The 21,791-nt window shown below is 66.9% G+C and carries 19 protein-coding genes and 1 pseudogene; 13 read left to right on the top strand and 7 right to left on the bottom strand.

All coding sequences use genetic code 11. The annotated features are described in order from the left end of the window. Positions 1-82 precede the first annotated feature (82 nt). The 6 genes and pseudogenes from B3D50_RS15750 to B3D50_RS06675 form a co-directional block, all read left to right on the top strand. A pseudogene (locus B3D50_RS15750) lies at positions 83-607 on the top strand (HAD family hydrolase); the annotation flags it as partial. A 135-nt stretch (positions 608-742) separates the two neighbouring features. Then, positions 743-1,972, top strand: a complete 1,230-nt coding sequence (serA, locus tag B3D50_RS06695; protein ID WP_349680854.1) for a phosphoglycerate dehydrogenase — start codon at positions 743-745, stop codon at positions 1,970-1,972. Between the two features lie 99 nt (positions 1,973-2,071). Next, on the top strand, positions 2,072-3,874 hold the full coding sequence (locus tag B3D50_RS06690) for an autotransporter domain-containing protein (protein WP_286950307.1): 1,803 nt from the start codon (positions 2,072-2,074) through the stop codon (positions 3,872-3,874). A gap of 195 nt (positions 3,875-4,069) precedes the next feature. Continuing rightward, on the top strand, positions 4,070-4,696 hold the full coding sequence (locus B3D50_RS06685) for a M23 family metallopeptidase (RefSeq protein WP_286950305.1): 627 nt from the start codon (positions 4,070-4,072) through the stop codon (positions 4,694-4,696). A gap of 109 nt (positions 4,697-4,805) precedes the next feature. Continuing rightward, a complete protein-coding gene (locus B3D50_RS06680; protein ID WP_286950302.1) occupies positions 4,806-5,768 on the top strand; it encodes an ABC transporter ATP-binding protein in 963 nt (320 codons plus the stop codon). Continuing rightward, a complete protein-coding gene (locus B3D50_RS06675) occupies positions 5,768-7,210 on the top strand; it encodes an ABC transporter permease (protein WP_286950300.1) in 1,443 nt (480 codons plus the stop codon). The genes B3D50_RS06680 and B3D50_RS06675 overlap by 1 nt, the downstream gene beginning before the upstream one ends. Before the next feature lie 134 nt (positions 7,211-7,344). On the opposite strand, the gene rpsU is transcribed toward B3D50_RS06675, so the two are convergent. Beyond that, on the bottom strand, positions 7,345-7,578 hold the full coding sequence (rpsU, locus tag B3D50_RS06670; protein ID WP_087139870.1) for a 30S ribosomal protein S21: 234 nt from the start codon (positions 7,576-7,578) through the stop codon (positions 7,345-7,347). Positions 7,579-7,768: 190 nt separating this feature from the next. Here rpsU and B3D50_RS06665 point away from each other — a divergent pair, with 190 nt between their 5' ends. Together B3D50_RS06665 and B3D50_RS06660 are read left to right on the top strand one after the other, a co-directional pair. Then, entirely contained in the window at positions 7,769-8,434 is a 666-nt protein-coding gene (locus B3D50_RS06665) for a COQ9 family protein (protein ID WP_286950299.1), read from the top strand. Positions 8,435-8,548: 114 nt separating this feature from the next. Beyond that, a complete protein-coding gene (locus B3D50_RS06660) occupies positions 8,549-8,902 on the top strand; it encodes an endonuclease domain-containing protein (protein WP_286950298.1) in 354 nt (117 codons plus the stop codon). 93 nt (positions 8,903-8,995) lie between these two features. On the opposite strand, the gene B3D50_RS06655 is transcribed toward B3D50_RS06660, so the two are convergent. Further along, on the bottom strand, positions 8,996-10,084 hold the full coding sequence (locus B3D50_RS06655) for a 5-(carboxyamino)imidazole ribonucleotide synthase (RefSeq protein ID WP_286950297.1): 1,089 nt from the start codon (positions 10,082-10,084) through the stop codon (positions 8,996-8,998). Continuing rightward, positions 10,084-10,590 (bottom strand): 5-(carboxyamino)imidazole ribonucleotide mutase, encoded by a 507-nt coding sequence (gene purE / locus B3D50_RS06650; RefSeq protein ID WP_286950296.1) that lies wholly within the window; start codon positions 10,588-10,590, stop codon positions 10,084-10,086. The genes B3D50_RS06655 and purE overlap by 1 nt, the downstream gene beginning before the upstream one ends. Positions 10,591-10,717: 127 nt before the next feature. Between purE and B3D50_RS06645 the strand changes: the two genes are divergently transcribed. Beyond that, positions 10,718-11,320: a GGDEF domain-containing protein gene (locus tag B3D50_RS06645; protein ID WP_286950295.1), complete on the top strand. Its 603-nt coding sequence runs from the start codon at positions 10,718-10,720 to the stop codon at positions 11,318-11,320. A gap of 45 nt (positions 11,321-11,365) precedes the next feature. Here the strand turns inward: B3D50_RS06645 and B3D50_RS06640 are convergent, their stop codons facing one another. After that, entirely contained in the window at positions 11,366-12,766 is a 1,401-nt protein-coding gene (locus B3D50_RS06640; RefSeq protein ID WP_286950293.1) for an amino acid permease, read from the bottom strand. 385 nt (positions 12,767-13,151) lie between these two features. Between B3D50_RS06640 and B3D50_RS06635 the strand changes: the two genes are divergently transcribed. The 4 genes from B3D50_RS06635 (at position 13,152) to B3D50_RS06620 (ending at position 20,338) form a co-directional block, all read left to right on the top strand. Beyond that, the gene (locus B3D50_RS06635) at positions 13,152-14,843 is read left to right on the top strand and encodes an amidohydrolase family protein (protein ID WP_286950290.1); all 1,692 of its coding nucleotides are present in this window, start codon (positions 13,152-13,154) and stop codon (positions 14,841-14,843) included. Between the two features lie 76 nt (positions 14,844-14,919). Next, positions 14,920-17,865, top strand: coding sequence for a TonB-dependent receptor domain-containing protein (locus tag B3D50_RS06630; protein ID WP_286950288.1), 2,946 nt, complete (start codon positions 14,920-14,922; stop codon positions 17,863-17,865). 88 nt (positions 17,866-17,953) lie between these two features. Then, a complete protein-coding gene (locus B3D50_RS06625; protein WP_286950286.1) occupies positions 17,954-19,750 on the top strand; it encodes a DUF885 domain-containing protein in 1,797 nt (598 codons plus the stop codon). Between the two features lie 114 nt (positions 19,751-19,864). Beyond that, a complete protein-coding gene (locus tag B3D50_RS06620; protein ID WP_003165692.1) occupies positions 19,865-20,338 on the top strand; it encodes an Lrp/AsnC ligand binding domain-containing protein in 474 nt (157 codons plus the stop codon). Between the two features lie 46 nt (positions 20,339-20,384). Here the strand turns inward: B3D50_RS06620 and B3D50_RS06615 are convergent, their stop codons facing one another. The 3 genes from B3D50_RS06615 to B3D50_RS06605 are packed head-to-tail and all read right to left on the bottom strand — an operon-like array spanning position 20,385 to position 21,721. Next, positions 20,385-20,609, bottom strand: a complete 225-nt coding sequence (locus tag B3D50_RS06615) for a YdcH family protein (protein WP_046653338.1) — start codon at positions 20,607-20,609, stop codon at positions 20,385-20,387. Between the two features lie 39 nt (positions 20,610-20,648). Continuing rightward, positions 20,649-21,119 (bottom strand): TIGR02444 family protein, encoded by a 471-nt coding sequence (locus B3D50_RS06610; RefSeq protein WP_286950282.1) that lies wholly within the window; start codon positions 21,117-21,119, stop codon positions 20,649-20,651. Further along, complete coding sequence (locus tag B3D50_RS06605) at positions 21,116-21,721, bottom strand: UbiX family flavin prenyltransferase (RefSeq protein WP_286950439.1); 606 nt, start codon at positions 21,719-21,721, stop codon at positions 21,116-21,118. Before B3D50_RS06605 ends, B3D50_RS06610 begins: the two co-directional genes overlap by 4 nt. Between the last annotated feature and the right edge of the window lie 70 nt (positions 21,722-21,791).

The following is a 21,791-nucleotide window of genomic DNA, read 5'->3' as shown; positions in this document are numbered from 1 at the left end:
TAAATGGAAAAAATATGCGGAAAGGGGTGCTGCGGCGCCCCTTTTTATTGCTGCGGGTGCGAAGAAGGTCTAGAGCCCGCGCATGATCTCGCCCGTCTTCATCTTCGACTTCGATTCCACCCTGGTTCGCATCGAAACGCTGGAGGCGCTGGCCGATCTGGCGCTGAAGGATGCGCCGGACGCCGCCGAGCGCAAGGCCCGGATCGCGGCCCTGACCGACGACGCCATGAACGGCCGCATAGGCTTCGGCGAGGCGCTGAAGCAGCGGCTGGACCTGCTGGCGCTGCGCCGTGAACACGTCGAGACCCTGACCGATCGCATCTTGGACGAGGCGACGGTCTCCATTCGCCGCAACGTCGACTTCTTCCAGCGCAACGCCGAGCGCATCTACATCCTGTCGGGCGGCTTTCGCGAGGTGATCGCTCCCCTGGCCGAGCGGCTGGGCGTGGCGTCCGATCATGTGCTGGCCAACGACCTGATCTATGACGACGAAGGCCGCGTGACGGGCGTGGACACGGCCAACCCGCTGTCGCGCGAGAACGGCAAGCCCGAGGTGATCCGCGCGCTGACCCTGGAAGGGCCGGTGGTCATGGTCGGTGACGGCTGGACCGACGCCGAGGTCAAGATTCAGGGCGCTGCCGACCGCTTCTACGCCTTCACCGAGATCGTCAGCCGCGCCAAGGTGATCGAGGCCGCCGACGCCGCCTCTGCCTCTCTGGACGAGGTGCTGTACGCCGAGGGCGTGGCCGGGCGCTGGTCCTATCCGCGCAACCGCATCCGCATTCTGCTGCTGGAGAACGTCCACCCCGCCGCCGTCGAGCGGCTGGAGGAGGCGGGCTATACCGTCGAGACCATGAAGGGCGCGCTGGACGAGGACGACCTGATCGAGGCGATCAAGGGCGTGCACGTCCTGGGCATCCGCTCCAAGACCAATGTCACGCGCAGGGTGCTGGATGCGGCGGACCGGCTGATGGCCGTGGCGGCCTTCTGCATCGGCACCAATCAGGTCGATCTCGACGCGGCGGCGGACAAGGGCGTGGCCGTGTTCAACGCCCCCTATTCCAACACCCGCTCAGTGGTCGAACTGGCCATCGGCATGATGATCGTCCTGATGCGCGACGTGGCGGACAAGTCGCGTGAAATGCACAAGGGCGTGTGGAACAAGTCGGCCACGGGATCGCGCGAGGTGCGCGGCAAGACGTTGGGCATCGTCGGCTACGGCGCTATCGGCAGCCAGTTGTCGGTGCTGGCCGAGAACCTGGGCATGAGGGTGCTGTTCTACGACCTGTCGGAACGGCTGGCGCTGGGCAATGCGCGGCGGATGCGCTCGCTGGACGCCCTGCTGGCCGAGGCGGACGTGGTGACGCTGCACGTCGACGGCCGCAAGGAAAACACCGCCATCATCGGCGCCGACCAGTTCGCCAGGATGAAGCCGGGCGCCCTGTTCCTGAACCTTTCGCGCGGCCATGTGGTCGATGTGGACGCGATGGCGGCGGCGCTGAAGTCCGGCCGTCTGGGCGGGGCGGCGGTCGACGTCTTCCCCGAGGAGCCGCGCACCAACGCCGACCCGTTCGACAGCCCTCTGGTCGGCCTGGATAAGACCATCCTGACCCCGCACATCGGCGGCTCGACCGAAGAGGCGCAGGAAGCCATCGCCGAGTTCGCGGCCGAGCGGCTGCTGGGCTATCTGAACCGGGGCGACACCACCTTCTGCGTCAACCTGCCCAACGTGCAGCTGGCCGAGGTGACGCGCGCCCACCGACTGCTGCATATCCACCGCAACCAGCCGGGCGTGCTGGCCGAGCTGAACCGCGCCCTGTCGGATGCGGGGCTGAACATCCTGGGCCAGCACCTGAAGACGGACGAGCGGACCGGCTATGTCATCACCGACGTGGATCGCGACTACGACCGCGAGGCGCTGACGGCGCTGAAGCAGCTTCCGGGCACGATCCGCTTCCGTCGGCTGCACTGATCGTCGATCACCTTCCGTCACGTCATCTTGCGTCCTGCGAAAAGCGGCGCAGAGTGGCGGATAACGACCGCATACGGACGGTCGATGGGAGGGAAATCGATGTCTCGTCTTCTTCGCGGAGCGGCGTTGGCTGCTCTGAGCCTGGCCGCCGTATCCGCCGCCGGGGCCGCCTCGGCACAGAGCTACAACCGTCTGGTGGTGTTCGGCGACAGCCTGTCGGACAACGGCAACCTGTATCTGGCGACGGGCGGAACTACGCCGACCTCGCCGCCCTATGGCGCGGGGCGATTCTCCAACGGGCCGGTGTTCACCGAGCGGCTGGGTTTCACCGCCGCCAACTTCATGGGGCCGGTGACGGGCAGCATCAACTACGCCTTCGGCGGCGCGCGCACCGATAGCCAGGCCCAGCCGCTGGGGATGCGGCTGCAACTGGGTCAGTATCTGCAACGCGGCGGCAAGTTCGGCGCGAACGATCTGGTCAGCGTTCTGGGCGGAGCGAACAACATCTTCCAGGGTCTCCCGGCGGCGGGGGCTTCGCCCAACCCGACCGGCTCCATCGCCCCTGTGGCGCAGAGCGCGGCGGCGGACATCAACTTCATCGTCAACGGCATCGCCGAAGCCGGGGCGGGGACCGTGCTGGTCACCAACCTGCCCAAGCTGAGTCTGACGCCGCAGTTCAGAGGCACGCCCGCCGCGCCGCTGGCCGACTACGCCGTCACGACGTTCAACGGGGCTCTGCTGACCGGGCTGAACACGACGGCGGCGGCGCGGCCGGGGACGAACATCATCCTGATGGACCTGTTCAAGGTCGGGGACGTGATTTCGGCCAACCCCAGCGCCTTCGGCGTGTCGAACGTGACCCAGGCCTGCTTCAACGGTGTGACGCTGTGCGCGAACCCGGACGACTACTTCTACTTCGACGGGGTTCACCCGACGGCCAAGGGCCATGCGGTGATCGCGCGTCTGGCGAACGACTACCTCTACTACGGCGATCTGGGCAGCCAGACGGCGGTGCTGGGCGAGACGGCCTGGCGGCACCGCGAGGACGCTCTGGACGGCTCGACCGCCGCCCTGTCGGGGCGTGAGGCGTGGACGGGCGGAACCTCGATCTCAGTCGAGGGGCTGGCCGACAAGACCGAGACGGATGCGCGCGGCGCCATCGGCAAGGCGACTTCCGACGGCTATGGCGTGCGCATCGCGCTGGAAAGCGGGACGGAAAGCCTGCGCTTCGGCCTGGCCGGCTCCTATCGCAACGCGGACGTGGATGCGGGCGCCCTGCGCGCCGACATCGACAGCTTCGGGCTGGACGTCTACGGCGGCTGGCGCTCCGGTGATGTCTTCCTCAATGCGGCGGCGGGCGTGGCCCAGGACGACTTCAACGACGTCAACCGCCTGACCAGTCTGGCGCCGATCGTCCACAGCGGCTCGACGCGCGGCGTCTCGACCGGGGCGCGTCTCCAGGGCGGCATGTGGTTCGATATGGGCGGTTTCGCCCTGTCGCCGCGCGCGGCGGTGGCCTGGATCAACGCCGACGTGGACGGATTCTATGAACAGGGTCCGGCGGCGCAATACGCCTATGCCGACCGTTCGGTGCAGGCGACGACGGCCGAGATCGCCCTGCGCGCCGAGGGCGGGACCGAGCGGATCCGCTTCTACGCCGAGGGCGGCTATCGCGACAGCCTGAGCGACGACAGCGACGCCGTACGCACCGGCATCCTGGGCAATCCCGCCCAGGTTCTGGCCCGCAACGTGGATCTGCCGTTCGGGGGGCAGGTGCTGGGCGCCGCCGGGATCGAGGGCACGGTCATGGACCGGCTGAAGGTGTCGATCGGCTACAAGGGCCGCTTCGGCGATCATGCCGACAGCCATATGGCGGCGGTGAAACTGAGCCTGCCGCTTTAGGTCTGGAAAACGAAGGTTTCCGAGGTGCGACCCCGTGTCGCCCTCGGAACGCCCCATTCATGTCCCGGTGAAATTGCAAAAGACGGTCAATTCCGGCCGTCGGCGACGTTGAGTTTTCGCTGCCTGTGCGCGTGTTTCGCGCCTTTCTGACGGCTCCTCCGCGCTGACGATGCGCTCAAAATGAGTCGTTAGAGTATGCGTTTAGTTCCCCCGGCCGTGCGGCCGCATGTGATCCGTTTCGGTCAGACAGGCGCTCTGGCCGGTCTTGCGATCCTGGCGATGGCGGCCGCCCCTGTCGGCATGATCGCCGCCTCGCCCGAGAAGGTCGTCGAGGTTTCGGCGCCCATCGCTCCGCCGGTGAAGGCGGTGGCGGAGCCTGCCGGTCCCGTCACCCGCAAGATCGTCTTTGAAGCCCCGCTGAAGGGCTATCGCATCAACTCGCCCTTCGGCCTGCGCAAGTTGGCGATCGAGGCCAAGGCGCGGGCCCACAGGGGCGTGGACGTCGCCGCCCCGACCGGCACCGGCGTCTTCGCCACGACCGAGGGCAAGGTGCTGCGCGCGGGTTATCAGGCGGGCGGCTACGGCAACTTCATCGAGCTGCAGCATCCCAACGGCATGACCAGCCTGTACGCCCACCTCAGCCGCATCGACGTTCACACCGGCAAGACGGTGACGGCGGGCGAGCGCATCGGCCTGGTCGGTTCGACCGGCTATTCGACCGGCCCCCACCTGCATTTCGAGGTGCGTCGCAACGGCGGTCAGGTCGATCCTGCCAAGATCGTCGGCCAGAGCTTCGACATCCGGGTGAAGGCCCCGGTCTGACCGCATTAGACGGCGCGGCATCATGACCAAACCGTAATGTAAAATACCCTTTCCATTGCCTGCGCGCTGCCGTTAGATTCGATCCTTGGGCTTTTTGCAGGGGGACCGAATGGTCGCGGCGCTGACGCTGGATGGAATCAGTAAGAGATACGGAGGCTTCCAGGCGGTCTCCGACCTGAGCTTCCAGGTCGAGAAGGGGTCGATCTGCGGCTTTCTGGGGCCGAACGGGGCGGGCAAGACCTCGACCTTGCGGATGATCCTGGGGCTGCAGCCGGCGACCAGCGGCCGCATCGATATCCTGGGCGCGGACGACGGGCGTAAGGTGCGCGATCGGATCGGTTTCCTGCCCGAGGAGCGGGGCCTCTATAAAAAGATGACGCCGGTGGACGCCATCGCCTTCTTCGGCGGGCTGAAGGGCCTGCCCCTGCCCGAAGGCCGTCGTCGCGGCCGCGAGATGCTGGAGCAGATGGGCCTGGGCGAAGCCAGCAAGAAGAAGATGAAGGAGCTGTCCAAGGGGATGGCCCAGAAGGTCCAGCTGATCGCCTCGGTGGTGCATCAACCGGAGTTCGTGATTCTGGACGAGCCGTTCTCGGGCCTCGACCCGATGAATCAGCAGGGGCTGGAGGCCATGATCCGCGCCCTGGCCGATAACGGGGCGACGGTGCTGTTCTCGACCCACGTCATGCAGCACGCTGAGCGTCTGTGCGACAAGGTGGTGCTGCTGGCCCGCGGCCGTAAGGCGTTCGAGGGCACGGTGGATGAGGCGCGGGCGACCTCGCCGCGCTTCCTGGAGCTGGAAGGGACGCTGGATCGCAATGCGGTCGTCGCCCTGCCGGGCGTCGGCGGCATCGAGGTGCTGGCCGAGGACGGCCCCGTCAGCACCCTGCGCGTCGGCCTGACGCCGGGAGCGGAGGCGCAAAGCGCCCTGCGCGCCGCCTTCCTGGGCGGGCTGGACGTAAGGCGCTTCCAGATGAAGGAGCCGACCCTGCACGACGCCTTCATCGCCCTGACCGGCGACCACCCGGACGAAGACCAGTCCGTCTCCAAGACCGATAAAGCGGGAGCCGCCTGATGAACCGGATTCTTCTGATCGCGCGCCGTGAGTTCCTGGCCTACGCCAAGACGGTCGGCTTCTGGCTGTCCCTGCTGGCCTTTCCGCTGTTCGCCGTTCTGGGCGGGGCGATCCCCGCCTTGATGAACCACGCCGAGCCGGTGCGCGAGGCCGTCATCATTGACGAGACCCCGGCCGGGTCCGGTCTGGCCGCCGCCGTGCGTCAGGCGCTGGAGATGGAGCGCGGGCGGGCCGACATCGCCGCCCTGCGCATGGCCGCCGTGCCCGAAGCCGGGACGGCGGGCGGCGACCGCGTGCGCGAAGCCGCCGAGAAAGGCGGCTTCGACGCCGGGCTGGAGGCGTTGAAGAAGGAGGCGCCGCGCGCTGGGGCAAGCTTCAAGACGCCCAAGCGCGCGTTCGAACTGGTCGAGGCGCCTGCCGCCCTGACCGCCGCTGCGCCAGGCGAGGCGCGCGACGCCCTGGCCCGTCGCTACGTCGACAAGGAGGCGCCCGAGGACGAAAAGCTGAACGCCGTCGTCTTCCTGACCGAGAAGGACGGCAAGCCGGGCGCCCGCGTCTGGACCGGACGCGCCACCGACGACGTGGTCGAGGACGCCGTCCGCGACGCCCTGAAGTCCGCCAACCGCAGCCGCGTCTTCGTCGCCAGCGGCATCGACCCGGCGGTGGTGTCGGATACGGAGATGTTCCGACCGGACGTCTCGGTCTTCTCGCCGCGCGCCGCGTCGGGAGGCGAGGTGTCGTTCCGTGACAAACTGCCGGTGATCGTCGGCCTGGCGGTCGGCTTCATCCTGTGGTCGCTGATCATGACCGGCGCCTCCATCCTGCTGAACAGCGTGATGGAGGAGAAGTCGAACAAGATCCTGGAGGTGCTGCTGTCCTCGGCTTCGGCGACCGAGATCCTGACGGGCAAGGTGCTGGGCGTGGCCCTGCTGACCCTGGCCGTGCTGGGAACCTGGGGCGGCATCGGCGCCGTCGGCCTGATGGCCGCCATGCCTGATGTGGCGCGGGACATCGGCTCGGTGCTGCTGACCGACGGCCTGTTCGTCTACTTCCTGCTGTTCTTGGTCGGCGGCTATCTGATGTACGCGGTGCTGTTCGCCGCCATCGGCGCCTTCTGCGACACGCCGCGTGACGCCCAGACCCTGATGGGACCGATCATGATGGTGCTGATCGTGCCGATCCTGGTCATGCAGATGGCCATCCGCACCCCGGACGCCATGGTGGTGAAGGTCATCAGCCTGATCCCGCCCTTCACCCCCTTCGTCATGGCCGCGCGCGCGCCCAGCGGGCCGCCCCTGATCGAGATCATCGGCGGCCTGATCGGGATGTTCCTGTTCGCGGCCTTGATGGTCTGGGCGGCGGGGCGCGCCTTCCGCGCCGGCGCCCTGTCGGACGTGAAGCTGAGCTGGAAGAGCTTCATGGGCGCCGTGACGGGGCGATGAGGTCTAGGGGAGGGAGGCCTTGCCTCTCTCCCATTCATCCCGGCGGAAGCCGGGGCCGTGAGCCGAAACAGACAAAGAAAAAGGCCGCCCCGGCGATCCGGGGCGGCCTTTGATCTTTCAGGCGTCAGCGGGTCTTAGCGACCGCGACCCTTCGGAGCCGGCAGCAGGCCTTCGCGCTGGGCGCGCTTGCGGGCCAGCTTGCGGGCGCGACGGACGGCTTCAGCCTTTTGGCGAGCGCGCTTTTCCGACGGCTTTTCAAAGTGCACGTGACGCTTCATTTCGCGGAAGCTGCCTTCGCGCTGCATCTTCTTCTTCAGGGCCTTGAGCGCCTGATCGACATTGTTGTCGCGGACGAAAATCTGAACCAGGGGTCTCTCTCCTTTGGCCGCCCGCCGCGTCCTTTCCAAGGGAGACGGGCAGACAAAACAAAACCACGCTCGAGAGGAAGGCCTCTCAAGTGAAGGCGCGCTGATACATGATCGGGGGGGGCGTGTCCAGATCGTCGCGCCTAATCGTGATGGGTCGAAACGCCCGCCGGATGGGCGTATCGTGCCGCCCATGACCGAGACAGCCGACACCGCTCCGAAAGGCGATTGGGCCGACCGCACAGAACAGGCCGTTCTGGATGCGGCCATAGAACGCGCGCCCGCGCTGGGCTGGAACGCGCGCCTGACGCGCGCCGCGTGCGAGGCCTGCGGCCTGTCGCTGGGCGACCAGGAACTGTTGCTGCCGAACGGCCCGCGCGATCTGGCGGTCCTGTTGTCGCGTCGCCATGACGCCCGCGCGCTGAAGGCGCTGGAAGCCACGCCCGCCGCCACGATGAAGATTCGCGAACGAATCGCCGCCGCCGTCTCGGCGCGGATGGAAGCGGGGGCGCAGGACATCGAGGCCGCCAAGCGATGCGCGGGCTTCCTCAGCCTGCCGACCAACGTCGACCTGGGCTTCAAACTGGCGTGGGAGACGGCGGATCACCTGTGGCGCTGGGCCGGGGATACGGCGACGGACCAGAATCACTACTCCAAGCGAGCGATTCTGGGCGGCATCCTGATCCCCGCCCTGACCATGCGCTGGTTCGACGGGCGCGAGGCGGCGGAAGGCTTCGTCGCCCGCCGCATCGACAACGTCATGGCCTTCGAGAAGTGGAAGGCGGGCAAGGACTTCGACGCCCCGGTCCGCACGATCACCGACGTGTTAGGGCGGCTGCGGTATGGCCAAAAGGCCTGACCCTCTCCCGATGGGAGAGGGCTTGAGCGCGCGGCGGCGCAGCCGTCGCTCTTGCGCGAAAGGGTGAGGGTTCCCGGCTTGCCGTCATCTCTCGTCGCTTGCAAAGTCACTTCCATGACTTCCCTGCGAACCGACCGTGCGCGTGGGTTGCGCCAGTCCTCCGGGCGCGCGGAGGAGCGTATCTGGACGATTCTGCGGGGCGGAAAGGTCGACGGGCACAAGTTCCGCCGCCAGCATCCCGTCGGCCCCTATTATGCGGACTTCGCCTGCAACCGGCTGCGCCTGATCATTGAGATCGATGGCGGCGTGCATCGTCTGGATGAGATGGCGGCGCGTGATATTGAGCGGCAGCAGGTCCTTGAGGCGCTGGGCTGGACGGTAATCCGCGCGACCAATGATCAAGCTTATGCGGCGCCGGAGTTATTGATCGAAGCGGTGCAGTCGCACGCGCGGCGTCTCAACGGCTGAGCGCCGACCCTCACCCTTTCGCCTTAGCCACTCGCTTCGCTCTTGGAGACTCAAGCCCTCTCCCATCGGGAGAGGGACGGCGGTGAAAAGGTTTTAGAGGATGCGGTTGACGTGCGCCATCTTGCGTCCCGGCCGGGCGTCGTGCTTGCCGTAGAAGTGCAGGCGGGCGTCGAGCTGGGCGGCCAGGGCGCGCCAATCCTCAATCTCGGCGCCCAGCAGATTGGTCATCTCGATGCGGGCGTGGGCATTCGTCGGGCCGAGCGGCCAGCCGACGACGGCGCGGACGTGCTGCTCGAACTGGTCGCAGACGCAGCCGTCCTGGGTCCAGTGGCCGGTGTTGTGGACGCGCGGGGCGACCTCGTTCACCAGCAGCTCGGGCTTCCCTTCAGAATCGGCGCCCATGTCGAACAGTTCGATGCCCATGACGCCGATGTAGTCGAGGCCGTCCAGCACCGCGGCGGCGATCTGTTCGGCGCGCGCTTGCGTGGCGGGATCGACGGCGGCGGGGGCGATGGTGGTCTTCAGCACCCCGTTCTTGTGGACGTTCTCGCCCAGGGGGTAGACAGCGACCGCGCCGTCGTGGCCGCGGGCGGCGATGATCGACAGCTCGCGCTGGAAGACGGCGGCGGCTTCCAGCACGGCGGGACGGCGGCCGATGGCGTCGAAGGCGGCCTCGGCCTCGGCGGCGTCGCGAATCCAGACCTGGCCCTTGCCGTCATAGCCCTCGCGTCGGGTCTTCAGCAGGGCGGGCAGGCCCAGGCGTTCGATGGCGTTGGTGAGGTCATCCAGCGTCGTCACGGCGGCGAAGGCCACGGTCGGGGCGTCGACGGCGTTCAGATAGGTCTTCTCGTCCACCCGGTCCTGGCCGACGGCCAGGGCGGTTGGTCCCGGCGCGACCAGGGCGCCCGCTTCGGCCAGGGTCTCGACCGAGGCGGCGGGGACGTTCTCGAACTCGAAGGTGACGACGTCGCACAGACGGCCCAGCGCCTGGAGCGCGTCGGGGTCGTCATAGGGGGCGGTGATCTGGGCGCGCGAGACGCGGGCGGCCGGGCAGTCCGGCTGGGGATCGAGGATCACCACGTCGAAGCCCAGGCGCGAGGCGGCCTGGCTCAGCATCCGGCCCAACTGGCCCCCGCCGAGAATGCCGAGGGTCGATCCGGGAGGCAGGGGCAACTGGGGCATCAGTCCTCGACGGTTTCGGCGACGGATTCGGTTTGGGCGACGCGGAAGGCTGATAGGCGCTCGGCGACGGACGCGTCGGACAGGGCCAGGATCTGGGCCGCGAGAATCCCGGCGTTCGCGGCGCCCGCCTCGCCGATCGCCAGCGTAGCGACGGGCACGCCGCCGGGCATCTGGACGATGGACAGCAGGGAATCGAGGCCCTTCAACGCCTTGGACTGGACCGGCACGCCCAGCACCGGAAGATCGGTCATCGATGCGGCCATGCCGGGCAGGTGGGCCGCGCCCCCGGCGCCCGCGATAATGACCTTGAAGCCCTTGTCCTTGGCCGTCGTGGCGAAGTCGTAGAGGCGCTGGGGCGTGCGGTGTGCGCTGACGACCTTGGCCTCCCAGGCGACGCCCAGCTGATCCAGACGGTCGGCGGCCAACTTCATCGTGGGCCAGTCGGAGCGGCTGCCCATGATGATGGCGACAGGAGGCGTCGTGGCCGGCGGCGTGGAGGCGGTCATGCGCAAAGGCTCCCCAAGCGGAAAGCGGCCCGTTACAGCACCCGCGTTGCGCCCGCAACCGAGGACGCTAGACTCTGATGCGTCGCGGGCCTTTGAGTCGGCCGGAAAAGCGACGCCGGAGCCCGCCTTGAACCACCTGGCCGATCAGACCATCGCTCCGGTTTCGGAAGACGAACTGCACGCCGAGCTCGCGCGCCTGCGCGCCGAGGTGACGGCCCTGACCGAACGGGCCGAGCGAGCCGAGGCTCTGGCGGATCATGACGTGCTGACGCCCGTGCTGAACCGGCGCGGCTTCATGACGGTGCTGGCGCGCAACCTGGCCTATTGCCGCCGCCACGGGGTCGAGGCGGCGCTGCTGTATCTCGACCTGGACGGGTTCAAGGGCATCAACGACGGTCTGGGCCATGCGGCGGGCGACGCGGCGTTGATCGCCGTGGCCGAGCTGTTGCTGGCGAACGTGCGCGAATCCGACGCCGTGGGCCGCATGGGCGGGGACGAGTTTACCGTATTGCTGATGAACGCCGGCGCCGAGGAAGGGCGCGAGAAGGCGCGGCGGCTGAGCGAGGCGCTGCAGAGCGAAGGCTTCATCTGGGATGAGACGCGGTTGGCGCTGGGCGGTTCGTTCGGCGTGCGGGCCTATGCTGAACAGGCCGACGCGGAGGTCTGGCTGTCCGAGGCGGATGCAGCCATGTGGCTGCGCAAGAAGGCGCGACCGCAGGCGACGCGCTGACGAATTGAAAAGGGCGCCGAGGTCAGCCTCGGCGCCCTTCTTTTCCTAACCGTTCAGCAGGCTGTTGCGGCGGCTGTACAGCAGATAGACCGCCACCCCGATCACGTTCCAGATGACGAAGTTGATCTGGGTCGTGGCGGGCAGGCTGAAGAACAGGTAGACGCAGCCCGCGATGGCCACCGGGCCGACCAGCCACCACGCCGGAGCACGGAAGACGCGCGGACGGCCCGGCTCGCGACGACGCAGCACGATCAGGCACAGGCCGACCGAGGCGAAGGCCACCAGCGTTCCGGCGTTGGCCAGGGCGGCCAGGTCGCCCAGCGGGATGAAGCCGGCGATGATCGCCATCAGGACGGCCGTGCCCGCCGTCACGCGCACCGGCCCGCCCGAACGCTTGGACACATGGGCCAGGCTGCGCGGCAGCAGGCCGTCGCGCGCCATGACGAAGAAGATGCGGCTCTGGCCGAACATGAAGGCCAGGATGACGGTGGGCAGGGCGACGACCGCCGCGCCCGCGATCAGGGTCGCCCACAGGTCTGACCCGACGGTGCGGATGATGTGGGACAGGGGTTCGGGCGACTTCATGAAGTCGGTGAAGGGCATGGCGCCCAGGGCGGCGATGGCCACGGCCATGTAGATGACGACGCAGGCTGCCATCGAGCCGATGATGCCGATGGTCAGGTCGCGGGCGGGGTTGCGGGTCTCTTCGGCCGCCGTGGCCACGGCGTCGAAGCCGTAGAAGGCGAAGAAGATGATGGCCGCCGCCGCCATGACGCCCATCTCGGCGCCGATGCCGTGCGAGAAGCCGTAGGGCATGAAGGGCTTGAGGTTGGCCGGGTTGAAGTGGGGCAGGGCGATCGCCACGAAGGCGATCAGGGCGGCGATCTTGACCACCACCAGCACGGCGTTGATCGAGGCGCTTTCCTTGGTGCCGGCGACCAGCAGGCCCGCCACGGCGGCGACGATGATGACGGCGGGCAGGTTGACGATGCCGCCCTGCGACGGGGCCGAGGTCAGCATGGCGGGCAGGCCCATGCCAATGCCCTCCATCATCCCCGAGAAATAGCCCGCCCAGCCCACGGCCACGGCCGAACAGACGACGGTGTATTCCAGGATCAGGCTCCAGCCGACCATCCAGGCCGCGCCCTCGCCCAGGGTGGCGTAGGAATAGGTGTAGGCTGAGCCCGACTCCGGGATCATGGTCGCCAGTTCGGCGTAGGCCAGGGCGGCGCAGACGCAGACGATTCCGGCGATGACGAAGGCCAGCATGACCGCCGGTCCGGCCCGTTCGGCCCCCACGCCGATCAGGGTGTAGATGCCGGTGCCGACAATGGCGCCGACGCCCAGGGCGACCAGATGCGGCCAGGACAGGGTGGGTTTCAGCCCATGAGCCTTGGGCGGCCCTCCCAGCGCAGGCAGGGCCTTGCGGCGTGTCATGAAACTCATGCGTCTTCCCCCAGACGGTTCTTGGCGGCGGATATGAAAATATTCGGAATAACGGTGTTTTTCCGTAGTATTCTCGGCAAAGGCTTGGGGTGACCAAGCTGTGCCGCAGCAGAAAAAACGACCCTGAAAGGCCGCTTCATATCCTGATCATTGGATCATAAATTCAGATTTGCCGCAGAAACAACGTTTCGATCCTGCATTTGGCCTGAAAAAGCGCATTTCGAAGATGACTCAGTTTTTCGACGTTCGTGTGAATTTTATTTCGTCATACCGGCAATATCCGAAGCTCATGCTTCCTCCGGGGTGCTAGCGATTCAAGGGCCGGTCAAACGCCGGACAAGCGCTTGCAGGGGCTTCGGCCCCCAATCTTGGGAGGGATTGCAGCTTGCGGACGACGCTAGGGGTGAAGGCTGTCCTTATGGGGGCGGGGGCTGTCTGCGCGGCGGCGCTGTTGTTGGCGACGGGGGCGCCGAGCGCGGCTGTGGCCCAGACGCAGGCCCAAAACCAGGCCCAGAGCCAGGCTCAGGCGGCTCAGGCGCGCGCCACGCTCAATCCGGCGCCGCCGCGCCGCGCCGATGAGGGTTTCGGTCCCTATCCGTTGATGGTGGTGCGCGGCGCCATGCTGATCGACGGCACGGGCGCGCCGCCCATGGGGCCGGTCGATATCGTCATCGAGAACGACAAGATCACGGACATCATCCAGGCCGGCTGGCCCGGACTGCCCGAGCGTGAGGGCCGCCCGCCGCTGAACGCGGCGCATGAGATCGATGCGCGCGGCATGTACGTCATGCCCGGCTTCGTCGACGCCCACGCCCACGGCGGCAGCCCGCAGAAGGCGCCGGACCTGGAGTATGTCTACAAGCTGTGGCTGGCCCACGGCGTGACCACTGTGCGCGGCGTCAGCCTGGCGCCGCATGACATCGCCGTGTCGGAGAAGGCCCGTTCGGCGCGCGGCGAGATCGTCGCCCCTCGCATCTTCAACTATCAGACCATCGGCTCAGGCTGGTCGCGCGGCCGCATCCGCAACCCCGAGATGGCGCGCGAATGGGTGCGCTGGGGCGCGGCCAACGGCGTGGACGGCATCAAATTCTTCCTGCGCGGCGACGAGACGCCCGAGGTGGTCCTGGCCGCCATCGACGAGGCCAAGAAGAACCACATGGGCACGGTGGCCCACATCGCCCAGCCGGGCGTGGCCCAGTTGAACGCCGAACAGCTGGCGGCGGCGGGCCTGGGGACCATCACCCACTTCTACGGCCACTTCGAGTCGCTGCTGGGCGGGCGGACGATCCAGGACTATCCGACCGACTACAACTTCTACGACGAGCAGAAGCGCTTCGGCGAAGCGGCCGAGATCTGGGACGAGGTCGAGCCGGGTTCGGCGCAATGGTACGCCTATCTGGAAGCGCAGAAGAAGGCGGGCGTCGTCTTCGATCCGACGATGACCATCTATGCAGCGTCGCGCGACCTGATGCGGGCGCGCAACGCGCCCTGGCACCAGACCTATACGCTGCCGGCGCTGGCGGACTATTTCCAGTCCACGCGCGACAATCACGGCAGCTACTTCTTCGACTGGACGACCTCGAACGAGGTGGCGTGGCGCCGCTTCTACGAAAGGTTCATGCGGCTGGTGAACGACTACAAGAAGGTCGGCGGTCGGGTGACGGTGGGATCGGACTCCGGCTTCATCTGGAAGCTGTACGGTTTCGGCTACATCGAGGAGCTGGAACTGTTGCAGGAAGCGGGCTTCCACCCGCTGGAGATCGTGCGCGCCGCGACGATGGACGGGGCGACGACCCTGGCCGAACCGACCGGCAAGGCGCCGACCTTCGGCGTCGTGCGGCCGGGCATGAGCGCGGATCTGGTCATCACGACCGAGAATCCGCTGGCGAATTTCAAGACCTTGTACGGCACCGGACATGAGCGCCTGAGCCCCGAGAACCGCATCGAGACGGTCGGCGGGGTGCGTTGGACGGTGGCGCGCGGGGTCGCCTACGACGCGCCGGCCTTGTTGGCCGACGTGCGGGCGATGGTCGATCGGCAAAAAGCCGAACGAGGGGAGGCGCAAGGAGGGCGCTGATCCAAAACAACGACGCAGGCGACGCCGAATGGGGACGGCCCGCCTGGGTTTCAGATCAAAAACGAGGGGTGATCGAATGAGACTGTCTGCGTACCTGAAGACCGGCACGATAATCGCCGGCCTGGCCGTCACGGCCGCCGCCGCCCAGCCTGCCTGGGCCCAATCCGAAACGCCGGCCGCCGAGCCGGAAGCCAGCGCCGTCGCCGACATCGTCGTGACGGGCTCGCGTATCCGCCGCCCGAACGTCGAGGCCGCGACGCCGGTCAACGTCGTCGACGCTCAGGAGATCGAGAACACCGGCGTCACCAACCTGATCGACGCCATGTCGCGTCAGCCGCAGGTCGGCCTCGGCGCCTCGGCCTCGAGCACCACAAACTCGGTGTCAGGGCAGGGGCTGGCGACGCTGAACCTGCGTAATCTGGGCTCCAGCCGCACCCTGGTGCTGGTCAACGGCCGCCGCCATGTCGCCGGCACCGCGGGCACCAGCGCGGTGGACGTGAACTCCATCTCGAAGACGACGATCGCACGCATCGACACGGTGACGGGCGGTTCGTCGGCGGTCTATGGCGCGGACGCCGTGGCCGGGGTGGTCAACTTCATCACCAAGCAGGACTTCGACGGCATCGCCATCCAGACGCAGTACGGCTCGGCCGACGGTCCGAACACCTACTACGGCTCGGTCGCCGTGGGTCGGAACTTCAATGACGACCGGACCAACATCATGGGCGCCCTGACCTATGACAAGTCCGAGGGGCTGTTCCGCCACGAGCGCGACTACGCCATGAGCTCCCTGGCCGAGATTCCGAACCCGAACAAGAAGAGCGCCAACGACGGCCTGCCGTCCTTCATCATGGCGCGGGACGTCTACACCAACACCCAGAACGACTTCTTCACCCCGGTCATCGTCACGCCGATCGGCGCCAACAAGGCCTTCGCCCTGACGTTCACGCCGGACGGCAAGCTGGTCCCGTTCGACCGCGGCCAGATCCTGTACGACGGCGCCGGGCGCGAGCAGAAGCTGTCGATCGGCGGCGACGGCTTCAAGCTGCGCGACGACATGCTGCGCACCCCGGTCGAGCGTTTCGGCGGCGAGCTGCAGCTGCGCCACCAGTTCCAGCCCTCGGGCGACTTCATCAGCGAACTGAACCTGTTCGCCGAAGCCAAATATTTCCACATGGAGGCCAGCAGCCAGGCGCGGAACGGCACCTTCGCCGACAGCTCGCCGGGCATGTCGACGGGCAGCGCCTATCGCATCCAGGCCGACAACGCCTTCCTGCCTGATGAACTGAAGACCATGCTGGCGCAGGCCAATATGACGTTCTTCGACATCAGCCGGATCGACACCGACTTCGGAATCCGAACTACGGAAAGCGTCTACGACACCACGCGCTTCGTGACCGGGGTAGACGGCGCCTTCAGCAACGGGTGGCGGTTTGAGGCCTACGTCAACTACGGCCAGACGGAATCGGAGTTCACCAACTTCGACCGCCTGCAGAAGGAGTTCTATGAGTCGATCGACGCCGTTTCGCGTAACGGCGAGATCGTTTGTCGCAGTGAGGAGGCTATAGCGCGAGGTTGCAAGCCTCTGAACCTGTTCGGCGCTTATGTCGGCTCACAGGAGGCGATCGACTATTCCTACATCTACACCGTTCGCAATGATCGCATCCGTCAGTGGAACGCGGTGGCCAGCGTCAACGGCGAGCTGTTCTCGTATCCGTCGCTGTTCAGCGGGACCAGCCTGCCGGTCGCCTTCGCGGCGGGCGTGGAATGGCGCAAGGAAGCCAGCCGCGCCGTGCCGGACATGCGGTCGCAGCAGGGTCTGATCTTCCAGAACAAGCAGGCCAGAACCGAGGGCGCCTATGAGTCCAAGGAAATCTTCGGCGAGGTGAATCTGCCCCTGCTGGCCGACGTGCCCTTCATCCAATACCTAGATCTGACGGCGGCCTATCGCTTCCAGGACTACACCACCACGGGCGGCGACAGCAGCTATGGTCTGGGCATGGAGTGGACGGTCGACCGCAATATCCGCTTCCGCGCCAACTACGCCAAGGCGGTGCGCGCGCCGAACATCAGCGAACTGTTCGACGGCGGCGGCGAAGGCTACAATCTGTTCGACGATCCATGCGACGCGACACGGTTGAACCTGGGCAACTATCCCGCCAACCGCAAGGCCAACTGCGCGGCTCTGGGTCTGTCGCCGGAGTTCACTCAATCGATCACCACCAAGCCGTCTATCAGCAAGGGCAACCCGGACCTGAACCCCGAAGAAGGCGAGACCCTCACCCTGGGCGTTGTCCTGACCCCGACCTTCCTGCCGGGCCTGGCGGTCACTATTGATCACTACGACATCAAGATCAGCGATGTCATCGCCTCCTTCGGCGCGCGCACGATCATCAACAACTGCGTCGACAGCCCCACTCTGGACAATCCGTTCTGCGGCAACGTCACGCGCGGGTCGGACGGCAACATCAGCAAGGTCGTGAACCAGGTGATGAACGTCGCCGAATACTCCAACTCGGGTTGGGACGTGACGGCGTCCTACCGCACGGATCTGGAAGCCTTGGGTCTGCCGCCCTACGGCTCCCTGTCGTTCAACGTGGCGGCGGGCTTCCTGGACGAGCTGACCTATGATCCGGTGCCGGGCGACGCCAGCGTGCGCGACGAACAGGCCGGCGAGGCGCCCAATCCCAAGCGCCGGGTCAACTTCCGCGTGTCGTGGGACTATGACAAGCTGTCGCTGTCCTACGCCAACCGCTACCTGAGCAGCGTCGTGCGCAGCAATCAGGACTCTGTCGGCTCGTACGAAGTGTGGAAGGCTCCGTCGTGGCTGACCCACGACCTGCGCGCCGAGTATCGGTTCGATCGCTTCTCTGTCTTCGGCGGGGTGAACAACTTCACCGATGAAGCGCCGCCGCAGACGCCGTTCACCTGGACTGGAACGTCGTTATATAACGGCTTCAACGCCAGCATCTACAATAACCTTGGCCGTTACGTGTACATTGGCGTGAACGCCCAGTTCTAATCCAGAATGGGAAGCCGTCCGGTCTCGGGCGGCTTCTCACCTTGGAGACGCTGGCAAGGCGTCTGTTTCTGTTTTTGGGGGAAAGACGATGAAGACCCTGACCGCCTATAGCGCCATTGCAGTCGCCGTCGGCCTGCTGGCCTTCGCCGCCGCCCCGACGCCGACCCTGGCTCGTGCGCCCGACGCGGCGCCCGCCGCCGCTGCGCCTTCGGCTCTGGACGCCCAGTTCGAAGCCATCGCCGCCGAGGAGTGGGCCTGGCGCCAGAAGGAGCTGCCGGGCCGTAACGCCAAGCCCAGCACCCTGCCGGACGTCAGCGCCGCCACCCAGCAACGCCGGCTGGCCTACTGGACCGATGTTCAGCGTCGTCTGGACGCCATTTCTCCGGATCAGCTGTCGCCGAACCAGCGCACCAACTACGCCGTCTACAGGCACCAGATCGACAACTTCGTCGATGACGGCCGTCACCGCCTGTATGAGATGCCCTTCAACTCGGACAGCGCCTTCTGGTCGTCGCTGACGGGGCTGGGCAGCGCCAACTTCACCTCGGTCGAGGACTATGAGCGTTATCTGTCCCAGATGCGCGACGTGCCGCGCTATTTCGATCAGCAGATCACCAATATGCGCGCCGGCCTGGCGCGCGGCTTCACCCAACCCAAGGCCTCGCTGGTCGGGCGGGACGTGTCGATCCTGGCGGTGACGGAGCCGACGGACGTCGCCCAGAACCCCTTCTACAAGCCCTTCCTGACCATGCCGGCGAACATTTCCGAGGCGGACAAGGCGCGTCTGCGCGCCGCAGCCGTTCAGGCGATCCAGCAGCAGGTCGTGCCGGCGCATCGCACTCTGCTGAGCTTCATCCGAGACGAATACATGCCGGGCGCGCGCGACACCCTGGGGGCCAACCGCCTGCCGGACGGCGACGACTTCTATCAGACGCAGATTCGCCAATACACCAGCGTCAACCTGACCCCTGACCGGATCCACGCCATCGGCCGCAGCGAGGTCGCGCGCATTCGCGCCGAGATGGAGACGGTGATGCGCAGCACCGGCTGGACCGGCACCTTCGCCGAGTTCCTCCACTTCCTGAAGACCGACCCGCAGTTCCACTATGACAAGCCCGAGCATCTGCTGTGGCACGGCGCCTGGGTCATCAAGAAGGTCGACGGCAAGATCGGTCAGTATTTCAATCTGAAGCCGCGCGACACCTTCAGCCTGATCCCCGTGCCGGACGCCATCGCGCCCTATTACACGGCCGGTCGAGGCGGCAATGGCGTCTGCCTGCTGAACACCTACGACCTGCCGTCGCGGCCGCGCTACAACATCCCGGCGCTGACGGTGCACGAGTGCAACCCCGGCCACGCCTGGCAGGGCAATTTGCGCCGCGAGCACGAGCCCATGCCCGATTACCGCGCCCAGACCTATATCTCGGCCTTCGGCGAGGGCTGGGCCCTGTATACAGAGAAGCTGGCCGTCGAGATGGGCATCTATGAAGACGCCTATGAGGACTTCGGCCGCCTGACCTATGAGATGTGGCGCGCGGCGCGCCTGGTGATCGACACCGGCGTGCACTCGCAGGGCTGGACGCGCGAACAGGCGGTGGCCTTCCTGAGCGAGAACACCGCCCTGTCCGACCATGAGGTCGGCACCGAGATCGACCGCTACATCACTTGGCCGGGGCAGGCCCTGTCCTACAAGCTGGGCGAGATCGAAATCGTGCGCCTGCGCCGGCTGGCCGAGGCGGAGCTGGGGGCCGATTTCGACATCAAGGCCTTCCACGATCACCTGCTGGCCATCGGCGTGGCCACCATCCCGGCCATGACCGCCGAGATGGAAGCCTTCATCGCCCAGAGCAAGCAAGCCGCCGCGGCGAAGCGATCGGGGCAGTAGTCGACACCGGGCCGACGTCGGAGGGCGTCGGCCATGCGTCGCTGACAGACGCGTTGCAGATCGCCTGCGGCTTTGTCAGTGTCGGGAAACTGTAAAGCGTAAGGGGGAGAGCGCATGAGCGCTGGGGAATACAAGCTGGACGACGCCGACCGCCGCATCCTGAGGGTGCTGCAGCAGGACGGACGGATCACCAATCAGGATCTGGCGGCCGCCTGCAACATGTCGGCGTCATCCTGTTTCGAGCGGGTGCGGCGGCTGCGCGAGCGGGGGGTCATCACCGGCTACACCGCCCTGATCGATCCCAAGTTCGCCGAGCGTGAGCTGCTGATCTTCATCGAGGTGCTGCTGGACCGCACGACCTCGGACATCTTCGACCAGTTCGCCGAGCGCATCCGCCGCTCGCCCGAGGTGCTGGAGTGCCACATGGTGGCGGGCGGCTTCGACTATCTGGTCAAGGTGCGGATGAAGGACATGGCGGCCTACCGCATCTTCCTGGCCGACACCCTGATCGTCATGCCGGGCGTGCGCGAGACCCGCACCTACGCCGTGATGGAAGAGGTCAAGGACACCTCGGTCCTGCCGCTGTAGCGGACACGACCTGGCTCTCCCTCCCTGCCGGAACAGGGAGGGCGATTCAGGCAATGATGTCGGGCAGGATCTGGTCTTGCAGCTTCACGATATCGTCGCGCAGGGCCAGTTTCTTGCGCTTCAGGCGGGCGATCATGAGTTGATCGGGCGCGGGCAGCAGGGCCAGGGCTTCGATGGAGGCGTCCAGGTCTGCGTGCTCCTGCAACAGCAGGGAGAGCTGCGCGCGCAGCTCCTTGTCTTCTTCGGACAGGTAAGGTTCGTCGTCGTTCATGATCAGGCCCCGGACCGGCGGATTATAGCTGAGCTGGCGTCAGGTCGGAAGCAGGTCGGACAGGGTTCTGAGCGCCGGACGCGGCACGACGCGATCCCACAGGCGCGCTGCATCGGCCATGGCGTCGACGGGCGGGCGAGGCGTTTCGGTCGGGGCGGGAGCCAGGCCTTCGAGCCCGTTCAGCAGATGGCGCTCGGCGGCCAGTTCGGCGGCCTTCACCTGCTCGCGCACGGCTAGGCGGGCGTCCGTCTCAAGGTCCGGCACGGGCATTTTGAGCGTGCGGCGTACGGCGCGCAGAGGGGCGATGGTGGTGGTCTGCCAGGCGCGGGCGGTGTCGCAGGCGGCCTCGATCGTCTCTTCGTCCGGGCGGCGGCCGGTGACGGCGGTCCAGGCGGCCCAGAGCAGCAGGGGCACGTTCTGTTCGTGATAGTCCTGCAGCGACAGGCAGGCCTCGGCGACGCCCGGCGCGGCGTAGGCGGCGCAGGCCCAGGTCCACAGATCGTCGCTCATGCCTCGGCTCCGCCCTTCAGGCCTTCCCAGCGGCGCACGGCCGACCAGTCCAGGCCGAAGACGTCCAGCGCCCGGCCGACCGACTGATCGATCATCTGCTCCAGACTGTCGGGTTTGGCGTAGAAGGCGGGCAGGGGCGGGGCGATGACGGCGCCCATCTCGGTCAGGGCGGTCATGGTGCGCAGGTGGCCCAGATGCAGCGGCGTCTCGCGCACCATCAGCACCAAGGGGCGGCGCTCCTTCAGCGTCACGTCGGCGGCGCGGGTCAGCAGGGTCGAGGTCACGCCGGTGGCGATCTCGCTCATGGTCCGCACTGAGCAGGGGGCGACGATCATGCCGAGGGTGCGGAAGGAGCCGGAGGAGATGGTGGCGCCTACGTCGTTCAGCCGATGGACCACATCCGCCTTGGCCGTCAGGTCGTCGGGGGTGAGATCCGTCTCCTGCGACAAGGTGAGCAGGGCGGCGCGGGTGACGACGAGATGGCTCTCGACGCCCAATTCGCGCAGGGCGTCCAGCACGCGCGCGCCATAGACGACGCCCGAAGCGCCAGAGATTCCAACGACTAGCCGAGGGGGCGCCGGCGCCCGAACGGTCGTGTTCACAACATCGGCCAAATTCGCCTCCAACCTGTCCGTGTCCGGAGCGGCGGGGGTCACTGCAATGTGATTCCAC

The organism is Brevundimonas sp. UBA7507 (assembly GCF_002478355.1).
GTDB classification, from domain to species: Bacteria; Pseudomonadota; Alphaproteobacteria; order Caulobacterales; family Caulobacteraceae; genus Brevundimonas; species Brevundimonas diminuta_D.
This window is presented reverse-complemented; position numbering and strand designations above follow the sequence as displayed.

Excerpts from the sequence above, each read along its gene's own strand:
- B3D50_RS06690 (WP_286950307.1), top strand. The coding sequence starts at position 2,072 with ATGTCTCGTCTTCTTCGCGGAGCGGCGTTGGCTGCTCTGAGCCTGGCC.
- B3D50_RS06685 (WP_286950305.1), top strand. The coding sequence starts at position 4,070 with ATGCGTTTAGTTCCCCCGGCCGTGCGGCCGCATGTGATCCGTTTCGGT.
- B3D50_RS06680 (WP_286950302.1), top strand. The coding sequence starts at position 4,806 with ATGGTCGCGGCGCTGACGCTGGATGGAATCAGTAAGAGATACGGAGGC.
- B3D50_RS06675 (WP_286950300.1), top strand. The coding sequence starts at position 5,768 with ATGAACCGGATTCTTCTGATCGCGCGCCGTGAGTTCCTGGCCTACGCC.
- B3D50_RS06665 (WP_286950299.1), top strand. The coding sequence starts at position 7,769 with ATGACCGAGACAGCCGACACCGCTCCGAAAGGCGATTGGGCCGACCGC.
- B3D50_RS06660 (WP_286950298.1), top strand. The coding sequence starts at position 8,549 with ATGACTTCCCTGCGAACCGACCGTGCGCGTGGGTTGCGCCAGTCCTCC.
- B3D50_RS06655 (WP_286950297.1), bottom strand. The coding sequence starts at position 10,084 with ATGCCCCAGTTGCCCCTGCCTCCCGGATCGACCCTCGGCATTCTCGGC.
- purE (WP_286950296.1), bottom strand. The coding sequence starts at position 10,590 with ATGACCGCCTCCACGCCGCCGGCCACGACGCCTCCTGTCGCCATCATC.
- B3D50_RS06640 (WP_286950293.1), bottom strand. The coding sequence starts at position 12,766 with ATGAGTTTCATGACACGCCGCAAGGCCCTGCCTGCGCTGGGAGGGCCG.
- B3D50_RS06630 (WP_286950288.1), top strand. The coding sequence starts at position 14,920 with ATGAGACTGTCTGCGTACCTGAAGACCGGCACGATAATCGCCGGCCTG.
- B3D50_RS06625 (WP_286950286.1), top strand. The coding sequence starts at position 17,954 with ATGAAGACCCTGACCGCCTATAGCGCCATTGCAGTCGCCGTCGGCCTG.
- B3D50_RS06620 (WP_003165692.1), top strand. The coding sequence starts at position 19,865 with ATGAGCGCTGGGGAATACAAGCTGGACGACGCCGACCGCCGCATCCTG.
- B3D50_RS06615 (WP_046653338.1), bottom strand. The coding sequence starts at position 20,609 with ATGAACGACGACGAACCTTACCTGTCCGAAGAAGACAAGGAGCTGCGC.
- B3D50_RS06610 (WP_286950282.1), bottom strand. The coding sequence starts at position 21,119 with ATGAGCGACGATCTGTGGACCTGGGCCTGCGCCGCCTACGCCGCGCCG.